The sequence below is a fragment of the Xanthomonas hortorum pv. cynarae genome, from assembly GCF_002939985.1.
In the GTDB taxonomy this organism is placed as follows: Bacteria; Pseudomonadota; Gammaproteobacteria; order Xanthomonadales; family Xanthomonadaceae; genus Xanthomonas; species Xanthomonas hortorum_D.
The window spans coordinates 109,786-130,961 of sequence record NZ_MDFM01000013.1 but is presented as its reverse complement, the minus strand read 5'-3'; the positions used below and the strand labels follow the sequence as shown (position 1 = coordinate 130,961).

Here is a 21,176-nt window from a genome sequence, read left to right as displayed (position 1 = left end):
CAGCGGCGGCACCTCAGCGCGTGAGATGCAGAAACTGCAGGTGGCGCTCGTATTGATCGATGATGTCGTTGATGATCTGTTCGCGGCTGTAACCGACCAGGTCGTAATCCTGGCTGCCTTCGTACAGATACACCTCGGCGCGGTAATAGCGCTCATTGCGCAGCCGCTGGGCGGCGAACGAGGGCGTGAGGTAGCCGCGCATCACCACCTGGTAGCGGAAGCCTTGCTGCTCGCCGTGATCGACGCTGATTTCCATATCGTCGTCGTCGAGCCGGCTGCTGACCTGCCAGCCTTCTTCCTGCAGCTGTGTGGTGACCGCTTCGATCGCCGGCCGCACCTGGTCGTGCATGAAGCGATAGACCTCATCGCGCGCGGGGAAATGCATCGCCTGGCCCAGGCGCTGACGCCAGCCGCGGTGATTGCGTGATTGCCCGATCAACGGGCTGGGGCTGTAGAGCTGCGCGCGCTTGCGTTGTGATTCTTCGCTGAGTGCGCGCGACAAGCCCCACGCCATCAGCAACAGCACGGCAGAGAACGGCAGCGATGCCAACACCACTGCCGATTTCAATGCGTCCATGCTGCCGGCAAGCAAGAGACCGGCGGTGACCACGGCGGTGAGCACGCCCCAGAACACGCGCAGCCAGCGCGGGCCGTCGTCGTGCGGCTCGCCGCCGTGCGAGGACAGCGTGGACAGCACCACCGTGCCGGAATCGGCAGAGGTCACGAAGAAGACGAAGCTGACCGCCACCGTCACCGTGATCACCGTGCGGCTCCATGGGTAGCCCTGCAGCAGCGAATACAGCACCGTCTGCGGGGCATCGATGGCCTGTTGCGCCAGTGCGCCCTGGCCGTGATGCAGCAGCTGGTCCAGTGCGCTGTTGCCGAAGATCGACAGCCACGCCAGAGTGAAGCCCAGCGGGATCAGCAACACCCCGAGCACGAACTCGCGAATGGTGCGGCCGCGCGAAATGCGCGCGATGAACAGGCCCACGAACGGTGCCCAGCCGATCCACCAGGCCCAATAGAACACCGTCCAGTTGCCCAGCCAATCGCTGCGCCCGCCGTAGGCATACACGTCGAAACTCTTGTTGACCACACTGCCCAGGTAGTCGCCCAGGTTCTGTATCAGCGCGTTGAGCAGGTATTGCGTAGGGCCGGCGAACAGCATGAACAGCAGCAGCGCGATCGCCAGCAGCATGTTGATGTCCGACATCCAGCGCACGCCTTTTTCCACGCCGGACACCGCCACCAGAATGGCCGCGCCCATCATCGCCACGATCAACGCCACCTGCACCCAGTGCGTATGCGGCACATCGAACAAGGTGCTCAGCCCGGCATTGAGATGCAGCACGCCAAAGCCCATGTCCGCACCGATACCGAACACCGTCGCGACGATGCCCAGCGCATCCACGGTATAACCGATCGGCCCGTTGATGCGCTTGCCGATCAGCGGATACAGCGCCGAGCGCAAGGCCAACGGCAAGTTGTGCCGAAACGCGAAGTAAGCCAGTGCCATCGCCGCCAGCGCGAACACACCCCAGCCATGTAGGCCCCAATGCAGGAACAGCAACTGCATCGCCTGACGTGCGGAGGCTTCGCCGCTGCCGGTGCCGCCTTGTGGCGGTTGCAGATAATGGGTGAGCGGTTCGGAAACGCAGAAGAAGAACAGCGTGATGCTGATGCCGGCGGCGAACAGCATGCCGGCCCAGGAGAGATAGCTGAATTCCGGTTCGTCGTGGTCGGCGCCGAGCTTGATGTTGCCGTAGCTGGACAAGGCCACGCCGAGCACGAACACCAGGTACACCGTCATCGCCAGCAGGTAGTACCAGCCGACATTGCGCGAGGCCCAGGTCTGCGCATCCAGCAGCACGCGGCCTGCATCCAACGGAAACAACGACACCAGCAACGCAAACGTACAGACCACCGTTGCCGCCAACACGAACACCGGACGCAAGGTGCGCACCGGTGCCAGTTGCGGCTCTACCGCACTCATACCAGCGCACTCATAAGAGGCGTGTCACGGACTGTGCTCCCAACGAAAAACCGCCTGCGTTATCGCACAGGCGGTGTCGAGGGGGTGTCATCGGTCGAGTTCGCCTATGCGAACCCGTAGCCACTTTTCGCGGTATTTAACGCAGCAACTGCGTCGGCACGCGGATATCCATGCCCACCGCCAGATGATCCGAAAATGCGGCGGGAATCGCTTCGATGCGTTCGATCGTCAGACTGTCGCTGACCAGAATATGGTCGATCGCCCGATCCGGGCGCCAGCTCGGAAAGGTGTGCACTTCACAGCTTGGCGGTTGCAGGCGCGTATGCCGATACAGGGCCTGCATCTCCGGCCGGTCGGCCATGCAGTTGAAATCGCCCATCAACATTGCGTTGGGATGCTCGGACAACAACTCGGCGATGAAGGCCAGTTGCGCCATGCGCGAATTGGCGCCCAGCGACAGATGCGCCACTGCCACCGCCAAGCCGTCGCGGCCTTCGCCGAATTTGGCCAGCAGGATGCCGCGCCCGCCGATCCGGCCGGGCAGGGCATGGTCCTGCACTTCCAGCGGTTGCAGCTTGCTGAGCAAGCCATTCGCGCTGGACGCCACCCCGCCCATGCGGCGATTGGGTTGGTGGCTCCAGTAATCGAAGCCGGCGCGCTCGGCCAGGTAGTGGGTCTGGTTGGTGAAGCCCGAGCGCAGGCTGCCCGGGTCGGCCTCCTGCAAGCCCACGATGTCGCGTTCGCCGGCCAGCTTGGCGATGCTGTCCAGGCTGGTGCGCTTGCTGCCCAACGGCAGCGCGTGCGACCAGCTGCGGGTGACGTAGTCGCTGTAACGGCGGGTGCTGGAGCCGGCCTGGATGTTGGCGGTCAGCACCCGCAGGGTGCGCGAATCCGAAGCGTTCACTGGAGGGCGATCGCTCTGGTCACTTGGCCAGCGTGGCGCGTTCGCGCGCGATCAGGTGATCGGCGATACGCAGCATGTCCGGGAAGCTCTGGCCCTTGACCAGGTACTTGCCGTTGACGATCAGCGACGGGGTGCCGGTGAGCTTGCTGCGGGTGGCGAACTGCTTGGCGCGGTTGGTCTTGGCCGACACGCCGAAGCTGCTCATGGTGTCGATGAAGGTCTTCTGGTCCACGCCGTACTTGGCGTAGAAAGCGGCGATGTCCTGCACCGAATCCTTGCCGCGCTCGCCCTTCAGGGTCTGGTCGACGTGGATGGCCTTGTACAGCGCTTCGTGGGTCTTCTCCTGCACGCCCAGCGTTTCGGCAGCGTAGAAGGCACGGCCGTAGTCGTCCCACGGGCCACCGAACATCGCCGGCACGTAGACGAAATGCACGTCCGAGGGCAGCCCGGCCTTCCACGGCCCGATCAGCGGCTGGAACGCATTGCAGGCAGGGCAGACATAGCCGAACACCTCGGCCACTTCGATCTTGCCGGCGGCCTGCTGGTACGGCTGGCCACCTTCGATATCCAGATAGTCGGTGCCGGCGACCGGCTCGGGGCCGTTCGGTGCACGTGGGGCGGCGCTGGGTGTGGCGGCGGGGGGCGTGCTGGCGCTCTCGCCAACGGCCGGCGGTGCGGCGGGGTCTGTGGCCGGAGCGGCAGCGGCCGGAGCAGGCGCCGTCTCGGCAGCCGGCGTGGCAGCGGCAGGTGCGGTGTCGGACGAACCGTCCTGGGCCTTGCAGGCGACCAGGATCGGCAGCAGCGCCATCAGCGTCAGGGCGAAGCGGGTCTTCATCGGATTGGATCTCCAGCGTGGGGCGAGAAAAGGGCCGGACGGCCGCGGGGCGCATGATGCCACGGGCGGCCGTCGGTGGCGGTTACGCGGTTCAGCGCTTGGCAGGCGCAGCGTGCTCGCGGGCGATCAGATAGTCGGCCACGCGCAGCATGTCCGGGTAATTGCGCGCGCCGATCAGATAGCGCCCGTTGATGATGATGGCCGGAGTGCCGGGGAGCTTGCTGCGCTTGGCGAAGTCGCGCGCGGCATCAAGCTTGGCGTCCACCGCCGCGCTCTTGTAGGTCTCGACGAAACGCTGCTGCGGCACGCCGTAGTCGGCGTAGAACGCCGCCAGTTCTTCCGGTGCCACGTTCTGGGAAGGCACGCTCTGCTTTTCGTGGATCGCCTCGAACATGGCGCGATGGCTGCGCTTGGCCACGCCCAGGATGTCGGCGGCAAAGTAGGCACGCGCGAACGCATCCCAGAACCCGCCGAATGCCGCCGGCACCGGGGTGAAGCGCACATAGGCCGGCTGCTTGGCCACCCAAGCCTCCAGGGTTGGCTCGAAGTGCGCGCAGTGCGGGCAGGTGTAGCCGAACACCTCGGTCACTTCGACCTTGCCGGCCAGCGGCGCGTACGGCTGGCCGCCGTCGATCACGATGTAGTCGTCGCCTTCGACCGGCGGTGCATTCTTGTCGGCAGCGCAGGCCGCCAGCGGCAGCAGGATCAACAACAGCAGGGACAGACGGGAAAACAGCTTCATGCAGGCTCCGTGGGGATAGAGGGAGGACGGGAAACGACGACGCCGGTCGCGGGACCGGCGTCGTGAAGCGGTGTGGCAGCCGTAGCGTTCAACTCATGAGCGTGCGGGCGTCCCGGCAGCGGGTGCTTGCGCGGCGGCCGCATCGTCGGCGGGGTCGTGCAGGCCTTGCAGATAGCTGGCCAGCGCCTGGATCTCCTGCTCGGTCAGCGGGTGCGCCACCTGCGCCATGATATTGAACAGCGCCGGATTGCGCTCCTGGGTGGTGCCGGCCTGGTATTCCTTCAGGCGCCGCGCCACGTACTCGGCATGCTGGCCGCCCAGGCGCGGATACGCCGGGCCCGGATTGCCGCTGCCGGATGGGCCATGGCAGGCCATGCAGGCCGGCACGCCGCGTGCGATGTCGCCACCGCGGTAAAGTTTCTCGCCAACCTCGTAAAACTTCAGGCCCTGGTACGGCCCCTCATTGACCACCGCATCGTCGGCCACGCCGGCGGCAGACTTCTGGGTGGCGAAATAGGCGCCCAGGTCGCGCATGTCCTGCGCAGTGAGGTCCTTGACGAACGGCACCATCACCGCCGCCATGCCGGTACTGCGCTCGCCGCTGGCGATCAAGGCGACCTGGTGCGCCACGTAGCGCTCGGTCTGGCCGGCGATGCGCGGGTACATGGCGACGGCCGGGTTGCCGTCCGGGCCATGGCAGGCCGCGCAGGCAGCGGCCTTGGTCTGGCCGGCCTTGGCATCGCCCCAGGTGGTCTTGGACAGGTCCACCTCCAACGGCGCAATGCGCACAGGTGGAGGATCGGGGATCGGCGTCACCGCCGATTGCGCAAACGCCACGGCGGCAATAACCGGCACGGCGAGGGCGGCGAGGACAAGCACACGAGCATGGCGCATCAGCTAAAGCTCCGTATGGACCCGACCTGCGCGCGTTTGAGGCTGGCTGTGGCAGGCGTGCTTCGATTATCGACACGCCTTTGCGCCAGGGTCAACGAACAGTGCAGCAAAACCGCCAGGCGCCGAACGTGCGATCCTAGGGGGATGTCGCTCCTTATCGAACAAGCCCGCTACCACCTGTCCGCCCATAACGCCCGGCAATTGCCGGACGATGGCGGCTACGAGGTCGCCTTCGCCGGCCGCTCAAACGCCGGAAAATCCAGCGCGCTCAATGCGCTGACCCGCCAGAACGCGCTCGCCCGTGTGTCCAAGACCCCTGGTCGTACCCAGCAGCTGGTGTTCTTCCAGATCCAGCCCGAGCGCTGCCTGGTGGATCTGCCCGGTTACGGCTACGCCAAGGTGCCGCAGGATCTGCAGGCGCACTGGCAGGCCTTCATCGACCGTTATTTCCGCACCCGCGAGGCCTTGCGCGGGCTGGTGGTGGTGATGGACATCCGCCACCCGCTCAAGGATTACGACCTGCAGATGCTCGGCTATGCCGCCGAACGCGGCCTGCCCGCGCACGGGTTGCTGACCAAGGCCGACAAGCTCGGCCGTGGCCAGCAGATGCAGACCCTGCAGAAGGTCAAGAAAGAAGTGACCTCGCGCTTTGGCGACAGCGTGACCGTGCAGACCTACTCCGGCGAATCGCGCCAGGGCGTGGACGAACTGCGCGGCATCGTCGGCGGCTGGCTGGGCCTGGATGGCGCGCCGCCTGCCGCCGAGTGAGGCAATAGACGCTGACTTCATCCCCGCGCCTATACCCGGGGCGGCTTAACGATGGCGGGCTTCGGCCCGCCGTTTGCGTTTCAAGACGGTGCTGATCGGTGCGTGCCCGCAGGTGCGATGCCGGATGCGCAGACACGGGCGCAGTGCAACAGCCCGGCAGCGCCTGGCTGCACGCGCCTGGGTAGGGATCACCGGGACGCGTACCGGATCACGTTGAGGCACGGATCGGCTGCCGTTCGCCCATCGGTGGAAATGTCATGCCCTGTCGGTGTCGCCAATCCTTTCGCGCCGGGCGGTTATAGTGCGGGCCTTGCGGTGGCAGGGGAGTATCCCCACATCGTTCCCCCTTCATCACGTCTGCGAGCCTGCCCTTGTCGAGTCCCAGCCACGTTGCCGAAACGCCGATCACCGAACGCGCGGAGCTGGTCCAGGTACTTGCCTCCGGCGAGAAGCCCAGCGCGGACTGGCGGATCGGCACCGAGCACGAAAAGTTCGGCTTCCAGCTCGATGACCTGCGCGCGCCCACCTTTGAAGGCGCGCGCGGCATCCAGGCGCTGCTGACCGGCTTGACTCGCTTCGGCTGGGAGCCGGTGCAGGAAAACGGCCATACCATCGCGCTGCTGCGCGACGGTGCCTCGGTGACGCTGGAGCCGGCCGGGCAGCTGGAACTTTCCGGCGCAGCGGTCGAGACCCTGCATCACACCTGCGTGGAAACCGGCACCCATCTGGACGAAGTGGCGCAGGTTGCCGGTGAGTTGCAGCTGGGCTTTCTCGGCATGGGCTTCCAGCCGAAGTGGCGCCGCGATGAAATGCCGTGGATGCCCAAGGGCCGCTACCAGATCATGAAGAACTACATGCCCAAGGTCGGCTCGCTCGGCCTGGACATGATGACGCGCACCTGCACGGTGCAGGTCAATCTGGATTACGCCACCGAAGCGGACATGGTCAAGAAGTTCCGCGTGTCGCTGGCCCTGCAGCCGATCGCCACCGCGTTGTTCGCCGATTCGCCGTTCACCGAAGGCAAGCCCAACGGTTACCTGAGCTACCGCTCGCACATCTGGACCGACACCGACGCCGATCGCACCGGCATGCTGGACTTCGTGTTCGAAGACGGCTTCAGCTACGAGCGCTACGTCGATTACCTGCTCGATGTGCCGATGTATTTTTCGTACCGCGACGGTGTGTATGTCGATGCCAGCGGGCAGAGCTTTCGCGATTTCATGCAAGGCAAGCTGCCGGCATTGCCGGGTGCATTGCCGACGCTGCGCGATTGGTCGGACCACATGACCACCGCGTTCCCGGAAGTGCGCTTGAAGAAGTATCTGGAAATGCGTGGCGCCGATGCCGGCCCGTGGGACCGCCTGTGCGCGCTGTCGGCGTTCTGGGTGGGGCTGCTGTACGACGACACCGCGCTGGATGCGGCCTGGGATCTGGTCAAGGATTTCAGCCCTACCGAGCGTCACGCGCTGCGCGATGGTGTGCCCAAGCATGCGCTCGGGCTGCCGTTCCGTCACGGCACGGTGCGCGATTTGGCCGTGGAAGCGGTCAAGATCGCGCGCGAAGGCCTGCGTCGGCGGGCGCGCTTGAATGCCGACGGTCAGGACGAAACCGGCTTTGTGGATGTGATCGCCGAGATCGCCGAGAGCGGTGTCACCGCCGCCGAGCGCAAGCTGGCGCTGTATCACGGCGCATGGAACGGCGACATCGATCGGGTGTTCCGCGAGTTTGCGTACTGAGTGAGCAAGCGTGGGTTGAAGGGCTGCGGTGGGTTGCCGATGTGGCGCGCCGCTGCAGTTCTGCCCGCCTTGACCTGAGTGCGATGAGGCGCCATTAGCTGCCGCCTCATCGCGCATGCGGTGCTCCGGCGACCTCCCGTCGCGGCGATCTCGGTAGCGTGACACGCAGGCGATGGCATCACGCGCGCGCTGCCGCACTCGCAATCAGCGCGTCCGGGTCCGGTAAAGACCCTCGATCCGATCCAGGCTTAGCGCCGCTCCGGCATGCACGGCAGGCGCACCGTTACGCGCAGACCGCTGCCGGCACGGTTGTCCAGGCGCAGGTCGCCGCCATGCGCCAGCACGATGCTGTGCGCCACCGACAAGCCTAGCCCGATGCCGCCGGTGTCGCGGTTGCGCGAGGACTCGCCACGCACGAACGGCAGCAGCAACTGTTCGCGCTGGGTCGGGTCGATGCCGGGGCCGTCGTCGTCGATCCACAGCACGCCGTCTTCGCCGTCACGCTGCAGCTGCAGGCGCGCGCGTTTGCCGTACTTCAGCGCGTTCTCCAGCAGGTTCATCACCGCGCGGCGCAAGGCGAGCGGGTCGCCATCCAGGGTGATCGCCGGGCCGGGCAGCAGCTCGGCCTCGGCGCCGATGTCGGTGGCGTTGTCGACCACGCTTTCCACCAGCAGGCGCAGATCCAGCGGCGCGCGTTCGCCGCGGTGGCGATCGTTCTGGATGAAATCCAGCGCGGCGGAAATCATCGCCTTCATCTCGTCGATGTCGGCCAGTGCCTTGTCGCGTAGCGGAGGCTGCAGGCCGTCCAGACGGAACGACAGGCGCGCCAGCGGCGTGCGCAGGTCGTGCGCGATCGCCGCCACCATGTGGGTGCGCTCGTTGATCAGGCGGTTCAGGCGCGCCTGCATCGCATTGAACGAGTCGGCCGCGCGCACGATCTCCGGCGGGCCGCTGCGTTGCAGTGCGGCGGCATCCGGGTTGCGGCCCAGCCGGTCGGCGGCCTCGGCAAAGCGCTTGATCGGCGCCGACAGCGCACGCGAGAACCACCACGCCAGCGGCACGTTGGCCAGCAGGCCGGCCAGAAACAGCAGCACCACGTGGGTCTTGAACTCGGCCGACAACCGCCGTGGCGGCGATTCCACCGTGCGCCAGCGGCCATCGGGCTGCTGCAGCGCGGCGGTGAAGCCGTCCAGCAGTGGCACGCCCGGGGTCAGCCGCTCGCTTTCCCAGGCGCCGGGGGCGTCGTCAGGGCGCAGTCCGTTGCCGAACGGCGAGGCGCCGGGATGGCGCTCGCGGTGCCAGTCACCAGGCTCTGGCGGCGATCTCTGCAAGGCAGCGCGGCGATTGCCGGCAGGGCTGCCATCGCCGTCATTGGCCTCGGACGCCTGCGATTGGCCCGGCAGCGACATGCCGACGCGCGGGCCCGGGCGATCGTCGGCGCTGCGGTAGAAGCGCACGCGCTGCTCGGGCACATCCAGCCAATGCGCCAGCAGCATTTCGGCAAACGCATCGCGCACCTGGCCTGCTGGCGGCAGCGGGGACTGCGCGGACTCGCGCACCGTCAAGGTCTGGGTGCCGGCCGGCATGCGCGTGGACAGCAGCGCCACCACCTCCGGCGGATGCACCGGCGGCTCGTAGACCGGGGTGCGCATCACCAGCAGGGCGATGCCGACCGCCTGGGCGGTGAGCAGGGCCACCGCCAGCAACACGAAGGTCCGCGCAAAGATCGACAGCCCGCGACGTGCCGGGTTGCTCACAGACGCGAGACGCCCGGCAGCAGCATGTAGCCTTCGTTACGCACGGTGCGAATCAGCTCGGTATGCACGCGTTCGTTGATCTTGCGGCGCAGCCGGCTGATCTGGCTGTCGATGGCGCGATCGTAGACATCGGTATCGCGGCCGCGCGCATAGTCCAGCAGCTGGTCGCGGCTCAGCACCCGCTGCGGATGCTCGACGAAGGTGCGCAGCAGCGCGAACTCGCCGTCGGAGAGGTTGATGAAGATGCCGGTGGGGTCGCGCAGGTCGCGGCGCACCACATCCAGCCGCCAGCCGGCGAACTCGTAGACGTTGCCGCGGTGGTCGGCCTGCTCGTTGCTGGCCTGGCTGCGGCGCAGCAGGGCGCGCACCCGGGCCAGCAATTCGCGTGGATTGCAGGGTTTGGCCAGGTAATCGTCGGCGCCCACTTCCAGGCCGATGATGCGGTCGGTGTCGTTGCCCAACGCGCTGAGCATGATGACCGCGGGTGAACCGCGCTCGCTGGCCAGGGCCCGGGCCGCGCTCAGCCCGTCTTCTCCGGGCATCATCACGTCGAGTACGATGAGGTCCGGGCGGCGCTGCGCGATGCTCTTGCGCATCTCCGCCACGTTTTCGGCAACGTCCACCTGGTAGCCGTGGGCGCTCAGGAACTCGCCGATCAGCTTGCGCAGGTCCGGGTCGTCGTCAACCACAAGAACGCAGGGTTGTTGCAGGTCCATGGAGGTCATCGTCGGTGGCGCGGAGGTTTGGCCGCGCAGTGTGGTGGCTACCGGATACATGGTGCTCGCAGTTGCAAGGCTGGAGCACGCATCATAATGATTGAATTTGTCATCCATTGGCATACGTGTGGCGCGACATGACAGAACCGGACATCGCCAAGGAATCCATCACATCGACACTGTGCCGCTGCAATGGCGAGTGCGCGCATGACAAGGCGTTTCCGATGATGCGGGTGATCAGCCGCGACAACGGCGTGGGCCTGACCCGCGACATGGTGTTGATGGCGCAGACCCTGCGTGCTGGCGGTGTGCCGGTGCAGGAAGTGGGATTCACCAGCCAGCGTCTGCACGACACCCTGCGCGAAACCCGTCTGTGGGCCAGCCGCGCGCTGTTCGGGCGGGTGCCGGTGCAGATCTTTTCCGAACGTGTGTATGCGCGCTGCCTGCCGCTGGGCCAGGCCAACCTGCTGGTGCCCAATCCGGAGTGGATGCTGCCCAAGTGGCTGCCGCGGTTGCCGCGCTTCGACGCGGTGCTGTGCAAGACCCATCACGCCGAGCGGATCTTTCGCAATCTGGGCTGCACCACGCGGTTCATCGGATTTACCAGCCCGGATCGATACGACCCACGGGTGCTGCGTCAGCGTGCATTCTTCCATCTGGCCGGGCGCAGCACCGCCAAGGGCACCCGCGTGCTGCTGGAGACCTGGAAGCAGCATCCGGAGTGGCCGCTGCTGACCGTGGTGCAGAGCCCACGCACCGCCGGCAAACCGGTGGTTGCTGCCAACATCGATCACCGGGTCCGCTATCTCGACGATGCCGAACTGCGCCGGCTGCAAAACGCGCATCTGTTCCATATCTGCCCGTCAGAAGCCGAAGGTTTCGGTCATTACCTGATGGAAGCGTTGAGCGTGGGCGCGGTGACATTGGCGACCGACGGCGAGCCGATGAACGAATTGGTCAGGCCCGAGAACGGCGTGCTGATTCCGGTGGCCGACGTGCGCCAGCGGCGTCTGGCCTCGTATTACTACGTCGATGCGGCGGGAATCGCGCACGCGGTGGAAACCGCATTGGCGTTGCCACAGGCGCAGCTGGATCAGTTATCGGCCAATGCGCGTGCCTTCTATCAGGCCAACGATGCCGCATTCGCTGCGCGCTTTCGCGCTGCGGTGATGGCATCGCTGCCTGAAAATGCCGCTGACGCCGCCGTCAGCGTGGCACCGGCCGTCGTCGAGAACTGACGCGTTAGCGCTTGCGCGTTTGTGCAGCAGGGGTAGCGGCGCGATCAGCGCATGCCGTCGCACGCCTGCGCTTGGCGGATGGCGACACGCGCGCGACACATGCGCGGCACACGCACATGCAAGGCTTTGCTGGACGAAAGCGCGGGCGTCGCCCGCCCCTGCCACGTGCATGCACGACGCACACGTGTGCATCCATCCAGGGAGATCGACGATGGTCCAAACACGCCCCGGCTTTGCCGTCACCGCTGCGCTGCTTGCCGTACTGAGCCTGGGCGGCTGCGCCAGCCTCTGCGGCGCTCCAGGTGGCGCGCCGCCGCTGTCACCGCCGCCGCCTGAGCGCGGCCATCATGGCCCACCGCCGCCGCACGATCCCGAATTCGATGCAGCGCTGCAGGCCTGCGCTACGGCGCAAGACGTCGCGTTGCCGGTGCCGGATGCGCCACCGCCTGGGCCGCTGCCGTCATCGTTGCTGCTATGCCTGGAGGCGGAGGGATTCGAGCCGCCGCCGCGTCACGGCTGAGACCGATGCGCGCAGGTAACTTGCCGCAAGCGGATGTTGCCGTACAGCAGAAGGGCCGGTGTTTCGCCAGATGACGCTGCAAGTAGTGACCACCACCTTGCGGTCGCGTCGGCTGCGCATCCAAAGACGCAGGCTTGCGCGTGCACCAGCACGGCAGATGTCGAGCACGCTACTACAGCCTCTTCGCTCGCGATTACGCATTGTGTCGCTTCACCCTTGGCGAGAGATCGGATAATGCGCGCAGGGAGAAACCAGTCACGATGAAACGTGCGCCTGGCGAGCAGATCGACAACGTGGAACGTGTCGAAAGCGCTGCAAGCATGCAGGAAGAGCTGGCCGGCATGCGCAAGTTGCACGCGCTACAGGTCAGCCTTGCAGCGCAGAGCGACATGCGTGTAGCGCTGCAGGACATCACCGCGCTTGCCTGCACGTTCGCGCGCACCGAGTGCGGTTGCGTGCAACTGGTCGACGAGCACAGCAACGACATGGAACTGCGCGTCTATCGCGGGCATGACGAGCGTAGCCCGTTCGTGCAGCAGTTCTTGAAGGACGGTTTTCAGGCGACCTGCGATACCGTGCGCCGCGAGCGCCGGCAGCTGGTGATCGAAGACATCGAAACGTTCACCCCACTCAAGTGCACGCCGGATTACGAGGCCGCGCTGTGCAGTGGGATTCGTGCTGCGCAGTTCACTCCGCTGTTCAATCGTGCCGGCGTGTTGCTCGGCTTGCTCAGTACGCAATTCACCATGCCGTACCGCCCGGCGGGGCATGAACTCAGGTTGCTCGAACTGCTTGCGTGGACCGCCGCCGACTATGTCGAACGCAATCGTGCTCAGGCGGCATTGCGGACCAGCGAGTCGCGGCTGGCTGCGTTGTCGCTGGTAAGTTCCGAAGTGCATTACCGGATGAGCTCGGATTGGGGCGAGATGCGCACATCGACCGGTAAAGGCTTTCTGGCCGATACGGTCAATCCCAATCGCGCCTGGCTGATGGATTACATTCCCGATGACGATCGGGCAATGGTGCGGCAAAAGATCGATGCCGGCATCCATGCAAAGACACCGATCATTTTTGAGCATCGGGTGCGACGTGCGGACGGCAGCCTGGCCTGGATCGCCACCAAGGGCGTGCCGGCACTAGGTGCGGATGGAAACATCACCGAATGGTTCGGCACCGCCGCCGACATCACCGCACGCAAGCAGGCCGAACAACGCCTGCGCGACAGCGAGGCGCGGCTGGCGCTGGTGCTCGATCAGATTCCGATCGGCGTCGGTCTGTTCGATACGCAAGGCCGTTTCACCTACAAGAACCCGCAGCTGAGCGAGCAATTGACCGATCGCATTCCCTCGCGCGATAGCGTGCATGGAGAGGAGTGGAAGGGTGTCGACCAGCAAGGCAACCCGGTGCCACCGCAGCAGTTTCCCGGCGCGCGTGCGTTGCGCGGCGAAGACACCACAGCGCCGGTGGATTTCCGCCATCTCGATGGCACTACCGAACGTTGGCTACGTGTCACCGCCGTTGCGTTACGCGATGGCAGCAAGGTGACCGGTGGATTGACCGTGGTGCAGGACGTGACCGGGCAGCGGCAAGTGCAGGCCGAACTGGGCGTGCTTGCAGAGCGTAACCGCGACATTCTGGAAAGCATTTCCGATGCGTTCTATGGCGTCGATGCGCAGTGGCGCTTTACCTATATCAATCGCAAGGCCGAGGCGCTGTGGGCACGCTGGCGTGCGCAATTGCTGGGCAAGGTGATCTGGGACGAGTTTGCCGATTTGATCGGCTCTGCAACGCATACCGCGCATTTGCAGGCCGCACAAACCCGGCAGATGGTTCGCCTGGATGTCGCCTCACCGGTGCTGGGGCATTGGGTCGACATCAGTCTGTATCCCACCGGTGATGGCGGCATGTCGGTGTATTTTCGCGATATCTCCGACAAGAAACGTGCGCAGGAGCAGCTGCGTGCCAGTGAAGAGCGCTTCCGCACCGCACTGACGATCGAAACCGTAGGCGCGACATATTTCGATATGGATGGCCGGCTTACCGACGCCAACGATGCGTTCCTGAAGATGAGTGGCTATAGCCGTGCGGATGTGGAAGCAGGCGCGCTCACCTGGCAGAACCTGACCCCGGCAACCTCGCGTGGTTTGACCGCGCAGGCCTTTCAGGAGTTGAAAGCCAACGGCAGCACCACGCCGTATGAGCGCGAATATCTGCGCAAGGACGGCTCGCTTCGCTGGGCGTTGTTCGCCGCCAAGCGGCTGCCGGATGGAACCGGTTTCGAATTCGTGCTCGACATCACCGACCGCAAGCTGGCCGAAGCGGCATTGCGCGAGGTGCAGGATCGCAATGCCTTCTTGTTGAAGCTGTCCGATGCGCTGCGGCCGCTGAGCGACCCGGCCGCGATCCAGGGCAACGCCGCGTGCGTGCTGGGCGAGCATTTGCATGCCGGCCGCGCGTACTACGTTGAAGTGGATCGCAAAGCGCAGCAGTACGTGGTGGAACGCGATTGGCATCAACCCGGCGAAACCAGTCATGCGCGGCGCTTCGCACTGAGCGATTGGCCGATGCCATTGCTGACCGACGCGCAGACATGGGTGGTGCGCGACACTGCCATCGATGCGGCATTGCCCGACGATCAGCGCGCGGCCTATCTGGGCAATGCCATCGGTGCGCTGATCGTGGTGCCGCTGATCAAGAGCGGCCAGCTGGTTGCCAGCTTCGTGGTCAATCAGCGCACTGCGCGCGATTGGACGGCCGCCGAGATCCGGCTGGCCGAGGAAACCGCAGAGCGCACCTGGGCGGCATTGGAGCGCGCACGCGCACAGGGCGCGCTGATCGAAAGCGAAGAGCGTTATCGCGTGATTCTTGAAAACGCGCTGGATTACGCGATCTTTACCACCGACACCAGTGGCTACATCCAGACCTGGCCCCCTGGTGCCGAAGCGGTGTTCGGCTGGACCGCCGAAGAAGCGGTGGGGCAACACATCGCCATGACCTTCGTTGCAGAAGATCGCCTGGCCGGGGTGCCGCAGCGCGAGATCGAACAGGCGCACCACACCGGCTTTGCCCCCAATGTCCGCTGGCATCAATGCAAGGACGGCCGCCGCGTCTTCATCGAAGGGGCGACCCGGCCGCTGCGCGATGGCGGTGTCGAGCCGCTGGGGTATCTCAAGATCGGCCAGGACGTCACCCGGCGCCGGGAGTGGGAAGATCGCCAGCAGGTGTTGCTGGCCGAACTGCAGCACCGCACGCGCAACCTGATGGGCGTGGTGCGTGTGGTCTTCAATCGCACCCAGCGCAGCAGCAAGACCATCGCCGAGCTGGCGCTGATCTACAACGACCGGCTGGACGCGCTGGCGCGCGTGCAGGGATTGCTCTCGCGCCTGAACGACGGCGATCGCATCCTGTTCGATGAGTTGATCCATGTCGAACTCTCGGCGATGGGCGCAATCGATGCGCAAGGCCAGGGTGAGCAGGTGGTGCTGGATGGCCCCAGTGGCGTGCGTCTGCGCTCCAGCACCGTGCAGACGTTTGCGCTGGCGCTGCATGAGCTGGCGACCAATGCGAACAAGTACGGCGCGCTCGCCCAACCCGGCGGCCAGTTGCAGGTGCGTTGGCGCCTGCTGCGCACCGGTAACGGCACGCGGCTGCGGATCGAATGGAGCGAAACCGGCGTGACCATGCCAACGCCCGGCGAAGCGCCACAAGGCTCCGGGTACGGCCGCGAGCTGATCGAGCGCGCGCTGCCGTATCAACTGCAGGCCGAAACCACTTATGAGCTTGGCCCGGATGGGGTGCGCTGCACCATCGAGCTGCCGGTGTCGGAAAGCATGCGCCTGGAGGGAGATGAGGGATGACGCTGGATGCTGCCCGTGCACATCAGCCACCGTCATGCTGCACTGCGGCCACTTTGCTGATTGCGGTTGCGGATTTCCTGCGCAGGGCAGAAAATTTTGATCTGTGCGTGTCTGTGCACAGGCCGCGCCACAGTCCCTGTTGGCGGCATTCTCGCGCGCATCTGCGTTGATCGAACATCAAGTTGCCAGCCGGCATCTTCGACACAACGCCCCCGATGCCCATGGCTTTTTTCGTCCGAATCCATATACTGCCCCCCAGTATCTGGATCGGAGCCGTCATGCCGCATTCGCCGCAAGAGAAAAAGCGGGCGCTAGCACGCGTGCGCCGCTTGCGTGGACAGTGCGATGCACTTGAGCGGGCGCTGCAGGCAGGCGCAGACTGCGCGCCTGTCTTGCAGCAGATCGCCGCGATCCGGGGGGCCGTGAATGGGCTGATGTCGCAGGTGCTTGAAGCACATATCCGGGAAGATTTCGGACATGCCGCAACGTCCGATGCGCAACGCGCCGAGCGGGTGCAGGAATTGCTCGGCCTGGTCCGGTCCTACCTCAAATGAACTCCCACCGGGTCGGCGCATGCCGCACCCGTCCTTGAATCTCATCGTCAGGAGCGTCATCCAATGAAATCCCGTGCAGCAGTTGCATTCGGACCCGGCAAGCCGCTGGAAATCGTCGAAATCGACGTCGCACCGCCGAAGGCCGGCGAAGTGCTGGTCCGCATCACCCACACCGGCGTCTGCCACACCGATGCGTTCACGCTGTCTGGCGACGACCCGGAAGGCATCTTCCCGTCCGTGCTGGGCCACGAAGGCGGCGGCATCGTTGAAGAGATCGGCGAGGGCGTCACCAGCGTCAAGGTCGGCGATCACGTGATCCCGCTGTACACCGCAGAATGCCGCAAGTGCAAATTCTGCCTGTCCGGCAAGACCAATCTGTGCCAGGCAGTGCGTGCCACGCAGGGCAAGGGCCTGATGCCCGACGGCACCACGCGCTTCTCGTACAACGGTGAGCCGATTTATCACTACATGGGCTGCAGCACCTTCAGCGAGTACACCGTGGTGCCGGAGATTTCGCTGGCCGTGGTCAACCCGGAAGCGCCGCTGGAGAAGGTCTGCCTGCTCGGTTGCGGCGTCACCACCGGTATTGGTGCCGTGCACAACACTGCCAAGGTCAAGCCCGGCGAGAGCGTGGCGGTGTTCGGCCTGGGCGGCATTGGTCTTGCGGTGATCCAGGGCGCGGTGCAGGCCAAGGCCGGGCGCATCCTGGCCATCGACACCAACCCGGGCAAGTTCGATCTGGCACGCAGCATGGGCGCCACCGATTGCATCAACCCCAAGGACTACGACAAGCCGATCCAGGAGGTCATCGTCGAGTTGACCGATGGCGGCGTGGACTTCAGTTTCGAGTGCATCGGCAACGTCAACGTGATGCGGTCGGCGCTGGAGTGTTGCCACAAGGGCTGGGGCGAGAGCGTCATCATCGGCGTGGCTGGTGCAGGCCAGGAAATCAGTACCCGTCCGTTCCAGCTGGTGACCGGCCGCGTGTGGCGCGGCTCGGCCTTCGGCGGTGTCAAGGGACGTACCCAATTGCCGGGCATGGTGGAGCAATCGATGAAGGGCGAGATCGATCTGGACCCGTTCATCACCCACACCATGCCGCTGGAAGAGATCAACGAGGCCTTCCATCTGATGCACGAAGGCAAGTCGATCCGCACCGTGATTCACTTCTGACCGTACGGCCAGGATCGGCGCGCGGCCGCTTCCGCGCACGTGGTACCCGATACTCCGGGAGGGGCATGATGACCAGCGTCTCGATTCATCCTTCGGTAGACAGTGGTGTTGCGCGTGGAGGTGCAGAAAGCTTTCAGGGGGGAACCCTTGAATGTCATTGCGCCAGCGACAAGGTGACCGTGGACGTGGGTGCGCAGACCGCGCATAACCACGCCTGCGGTTGCAGTAAATGCTGGAAGCCGGAGGGCGCGACCTTTTCGGTGATTGCAGTGGTGCCGCGCGACAAGGTCACGGTCACCGCGCATGCGGAGAAGCTCAAGATCGTCGACGAAAGCGCGGCGATCCAGCGCCACGCCTGTACCGGTTGCGGCGTGCATATGATTGGCCGCATCGAGAACAAGGACCATGCGTTTTATGGTCTGGACTTCATCCATACCGAGTTGTCGCAGCAGTCGGGCTGGTCACCGCCGGGCTTTGCGGCGTTCGTGTCCTCCATCATCGAAACCGGCACGCCGCCGGATGACATGGACGGCGTACGCGCGCGCCTCAACGAGCTCGGCTTGACCCCGTACGACTGCCTGTCGCCGGGATTGATGGATGCATTGGCGGCCAATGTGGCACGCCATAAGGGCCTGCTGCACTGACCGCCCAACCCCGCGGCCGGCAGCCATGTCGGCCGCAGGTTTTTATCGAAGGAATCTCATGGAACGTATCGAACACCGTGCCTGCTTCGGCGGTTGGCAAGATGTCTACCGGCACCAGTCGCAGAGCTTGAACTGCAGCATGCAGGTGGGCGTGTATCTGCCACCGCAGGCCGCCGATGGCCCGCTGCCGGTGCTGTACTGGCTCAGCGGCCTGACCTGCACCGAACAGAATTTCATCAGCAAGGCCGGCGCGCAACGTTATGCCGCCGAGCATGGCGTGATCCTGGTTGCGCCCGACACAAGCCCGCGCGGCGACGAGGTGGCCGACGCGGACGGCTACGACATCGGCAAGGGCGCCGGTTTCTACGTCGATGCCACGCAGCAGCCGTGGGCGGCGCACTACCGCATGTACGACTATGTGGTGAACGAATTGCCGGCGTTGATCGAAGCGACCTTCGCCACCACCGGCGCGCGCGCGATCAGCGGCCACTCGATGGGCGGGCACGGCGCCTTGACCATCGCATTGAAGAATCCGGGCCGCTATCGCAGCGTGTCTGCATTTTCACCGATCGTCGCGCCGAGCCAGGTGCCGTGGGGCGAGAAGGCGTTTGGCCAGTACCTGGGGCCGGACCGTGATGCGTGGAAAGCGTATGACGCGACTGCGTTGATCGCGCAGGTACAGGAGCGCTTGCCGCTGTTGATCGATCAGGGCGGTGCAGATGAATTTCTTGAGAATCAGCTAAAAACTGCGCTATTTGAAGAAGCTGCAAAGGCTGCGGGTTATCCGGTGACGGTGCGTCTGCAGCCTGGTTACGACCATAGCTATTACTTTATTTCGAGTTTTATCGGCGAGCATATTGCGCATCATGCTGCGGCGTTGCGTTCGTGATTGCTTGATTGCTTGATTGTGGAAATAGTCGATCGTTTGTTGCCTTTGTTGCCTTTGTTGCCTTTGTTGCCTTTGTTGCGTTTGTTAACTTTGTTGCCTTTGTTGCCTTTGTTGCCTTTGTTGCGTTTGTTAACTTTGTGGCGTGTGCGCGGCAGTAGAGCTCGCGCAGTTGCGTGCGTTGCATTGCTTGCGTTGCCGTGTTGCCTGGACCGGTGGCATGAATAAAGCGCCGAGCTGATTTCCCTTCTCCCCTCGGGAGAAGGTGCCCCGCAGGGGCGGATGAGGGTACGGGCGAAGCCTCGTGCAGTTTGAAAGTGACGACGGCTTCGCCCCGTACCCTCACCCCAACCCCTCTCCCGTGGGGAGAGGGGCTCGCCATTGCGTATCTGAAAGTCCGCGTCGAGTAGATGCCGGCGACATCGTTGTTTTTGTTCAACAGCAACAGCAACAGCTGACGTCAACGCCAATTCAAAAGTTGATGTCAACGACGAAGCTAACGCGCCACCTGCGCCGCAAGCCTGCCCAATCGCCGCATTCCGCGTTCCAGCATCTCGCTCCACGGCTGGCCGCAGGTGAGACGTAGATGATCGGCGTAGTCGCCACGGCTGGAGTACAGATGGCCCGGCGAGGTGCCGATACCTTCGGCCAATGCGGCTTCGAACAATGCCTGGCCGCTGCCGCCATCGGGCAATTGCAGCCACAGCGAGAGTCCGCCGGCCGGGTCGCCCACCCGCGTGCCCTCAGGCCAATGCCGCACGATCGCATCGCGCAGGCGTTGGCCGTTGTCGGCCAGGGTGCGGCGTAGCTTGCGCAGATGCCGTTCCAGATCGTGTTGCGCCAGATAATCGGCCAGCGCCAGTTGCGGCAGGCTGGCGCTGCCGACGGTGGAAAAGTATTTGGCGCGCACCAAGGCGTCGGTCCAGTCGCCGCCTAGCAACCACCCCACGCGCATGCCGGGCGACAGTACCTTGGAGAACGAGCCGCAGGTGATCACATTGGCATGCGTGTCGAAGTGGCGTAGCGGGCGTGGGCGCTGGCCCGACCAATCCAGTTCGCCGTAGATATCGTCTTCGATCACCACGGTGCCGTGGCGTGCGCAGCTATCGAGCAGTGCGCGCTTGGCACTGTCGGGGGTGAGGCTGCCGTTGGGATTGTTGAAGTTGGGCACCAGCACTGCTGCGCGCACCGGCGTGCGTTGCAGCAGCGCGTCCAGGCGCGCGACATCGATGCCATGGCCGGCGCGGTTGGGGACTTCCAGCACCTTGAGTCGTAATGTGGCCACCGCCTGCAGGATGCCGTGGTAGGTGGGTGTTTCCACCAGCACGACATCGCCCGGTGCGGTGAGGGTGCGCAGTGCCAGGCTGATCGCTTCCATCGCACCGGCGGTGATCACCACTTCTTCTGCGGCTACGGTGGTTGCGCAGTGTGCGTAGCGCTGTGCGATCTGCCGGCGCAGTACGGCGTGGCCTTGTGGCGGTGCGTAGTCCAGTGCGGCGGTGCGTTGGCGCCGCAACTGACGCGACAGGGCGGCGGCCAAGTGCGCAGCCGGCAACAACGCCGGCGCGGGAGTGGCGGTGTGCAACGGCAGCAGGTCGGTACGCGCCAGGGTGTCGAGCACGCGCTGCAAGGCAGGGTTGTCGACCATGCCGGGTTTGCGCCGACGCATTGCGGGTGTAGCGACAGGCAATGCAGAGGCGGTGGTGCGCACGAAGTAGCCGGAGCGCGGCCGCGCCTGCACGCGGCCTTCGCGTTCCAGTTGCAGGCATGCCTGCACTGCCGTTGCCGTGCTGATGCCGTGATTGGCGGCCAGTTGCCGAATCGAGGGCAGGCGCTCGCCGGCACGCAGGGTGCCGTCTTCGATCTGCTGGCGCAGCTGGGTGGCCAGCGATTCGTACAGGAGCATGTGCGGGCGCCCTTTATCTGTATTGGTCGATTTACAGCGTATCTGAATCTGTC

17 protein-coding genes are annotated in these 21,176 nt (G+C 65.0%); 9 read left to right on the top strand and 8 right to left on the bottom strand.

All coding sequences use genetic code 11. From position 1 onward, the window contains the following. Positions 1–13 precede the first annotated feature (13 nt). From betT to XcyCFBP4188_RS11140, 5 genes are all read right to left on the bottom strand, one after another. Entirely contained in the window at positions 14–1,993 is a 1,980-nt protein-coding gene (gene betT / locus XcyCFBP4188_RS11160) for a choline BCCT transporter BetT (RefSeq protein WP_104592113.1), read from the bottom strand. 136 nt (positions 1,994–2,129) lie between these two features. Continuing rightward, positions 2,130–2,867, bottom strand: coding sequence for an endonuclease/exonuclease/phosphatase family protein (locus tag XcyCFBP4188_RS11155; protein ID WP_043889741.1), 738 nt, complete (start codon positions 2,865–2,867; stop codon positions 2,130–2,132). Between the two features lie 49 nt (positions 2,868–2,916). After that, positions 2,917–3,732 carry a thiol:disulfide interchange protein DsbA/DsbL gene (locus XcyCFBP4188_RS11150; protein ID WP_006451630.1) on the bottom strand — a complete coding sequence of 272 codons (816 nt, stop codon included), beginning with the start codon at positions 3,730–3,732 and terminating at the stop codon, positions 2,917–2,919. A 91-nt stretch (positions 3,733–3,823) separates the two neighbouring features. After that, complete coding sequence (locus tag XcyCFBP4188_RS11145) at positions 3,824–4,474, bottom strand: thiol:disulfide interchange protein DsbA/DsbL (protein WP_006451631.1); 651 nt, start codon at positions 4,472–4,474, stop codon at positions 3,824–3,826. Between the two features lie 93 nt (positions 4,475–4,567). Then, positions 4,568–5,368, bottom strand: coding sequence for a c-type cytochrome (locus XcyCFBP4188_RS11140; protein ID WP_167393532.1), 801 nt, complete (start codon positions 5,366–5,368; stop codon positions 4,568–4,570). Between the two features lie 144 nt (positions 5,369–5,512). On the opposite strand from XcyCFBP4188_RS11140, the gene yihA reads away from it, so the two are divergent. Both yihA and XcyCFBP4188_RS11130 read left to right on the top strand, forming a co-directional pair. Next, complete coding sequence (gene yihA, locus XcyCFBP4188_RS11135) at positions 5,513–6,136, top strand: ribosome biogenesis GTP-binding protein YihA/YsxC (protein WP_006451633.1); 624 nt, start codon at positions 5,513–5,515, stop codon at positions 6,134–6,136. Between the two features lie 371 nt (positions 6,137–6,507). Beyond that, positions 6,508–7,872 (top strand): glutamate--cysteine ligase, encoded by a 1,365-nt coding sequence (locus XcyCFBP4188_RS11130; protein WP_006451634.1) that lies wholly within the window; start codon positions 6,508–6,510, stop codon positions 7,870–7,872. 248 nt (positions 7,873–8,120) lie between these two features. Here the strand turns inward: XcyCFBP4188_RS11130 and XcyCFBP4188_RS11125 are convergent, their stop codons facing one another. Continuing rightward, positions 8,121–9,629, bottom strand: a complete 1,509-nt coding sequence (locus XcyCFBP4188_RS11125; protein ID WP_006451635.1) for an ATP-binding protein — start codon at positions 9,627–9,629, stop codon at positions 8,121–8,123. Further along, positions 9,626–10,345 carry a response regulator gene (locus tag XcyCFBP4188_RS11120; protein WP_095575415.1) on the bottom strand — a complete coding sequence of 240 codons (720 nt, stop codon included), beginning with the start codon at positions 10,343–10,345 and terminating at the stop codon, positions 9,626–9,628. The genes XcyCFBP4188_RS11125 and XcyCFBP4188_RS11120 overlap by 4 nt, the downstream gene beginning before the upstream one ends. 137 nt (positions 10,346–10,482) lie before the next feature. Between XcyCFBP4188_RS11120 and XcyCFBP4188_RS11115 the strand changes: the two genes are divergently transcribed. The 7 genes from XcyCFBP4188_RS11115 (at position 10,483) to fghA (ending at position 19,220) form a co-directional block, all read left to right on the top strand. Further along, positions 10,483–11,583 carry a glycosyltransferase gene (locus XcyCFBP4188_RS11115; RefSeq protein ID WP_104592112.1) on the top strand — a complete coding sequence of 367 codons (1,101 nt, stop codon included), beginning with the start codon at positions 10,483–10,485 and terminating at the stop codon, positions 11,581–11,583. A gap of 211 nt (positions 11,584–11,794) precedes the next feature. Next, positions 11,795–12,103, top strand: coding sequence for a hypothetical protein (locus XcyCFBP4188_RS23395; protein WP_043909724.1), 309 nt, complete (start codon positions 11,795–11,797; stop codon positions 12,101–12,103). Positions 12,104–12,363: 260 nt separating this feature from the next. Then, positions 12,364–15,960: a PAS domain-containing sensor histidine kinase gene (locus tag XcyCFBP4188_RS11105; RefSeq protein WP_104592111.1), complete on the top strand. Its 3,597-nt coding sequence runs from the start codon at positions 12,364–12,366 to the stop codon at positions 15,958–15,960. Between the two features lie 278 nt (positions 15,961–16,238). Beyond that, on the top strand, positions 16,239–16,514 hold the full coding sequence (locus tag XcyCFBP4188_RS11100) for a metal/formaldehyde-sensitive transcriptional repressor (protein WP_023905100.1): 276 nt from the start codon (positions 16,239–16,241) through the stop codon (positions 16,512–16,514). Between the two features lie 63 nt (positions 16,515–16,577). Then, positions 16,578–17,687, top strand: coding sequence for an S-(hydroxymethyl)glutathione dehydrogenase/class III alcohol dehydrogenase (locus tag XcyCFBP4188_RS11095; RefSeq protein WP_006451640.1), 1,110 nt, complete (start codon positions 16,578–16,580; stop codon positions 17,685–17,687). 68 nt (positions 17,688–17,755) lie between these two features. Then, positions 17,756–18,331, top strand: a complete 576-nt coding sequence (gene gfa / locus XcyCFBP4188_RS11090) for an S-(hydroxymethyl)glutathione synthase (protein WP_043909729.1) — start codon at positions 17,756–17,758, stop codon at positions 18,329–18,331. A 58-nt stretch (positions 18,332–18,389) separates the two neighbouring features. Continuing rightward, positions 18,390–19,220, top strand: a complete 831-nt coding sequence (gene fghA, locus XcyCFBP4188_RS11085) for an S-formylglutathione hydrolase (protein WP_074058254.1) — start codon at positions 18,390–18,392, stop codon at positions 19,218–19,220. A 493-nt stretch (positions 19,221–19,713) separates the two neighbouring features. Here fghA and XcyCFBP4188_RS11075 read toward each other — a convergent pair whose 3' ends face one another. Further along, positions 19,714–21,123 (bottom strand): aminotransferase-like domain-containing protein, encoded by a 1,410-nt coding sequence (locus XcyCFBP4188_RS11075; RefSeq protein WP_104592109.1) that lies wholly within the window; start codon positions 21,121–21,123, stop codon positions 19,714–19,716. Between the last annotated feature and the right edge of the window lie 53 nt (positions 21,124–21,176).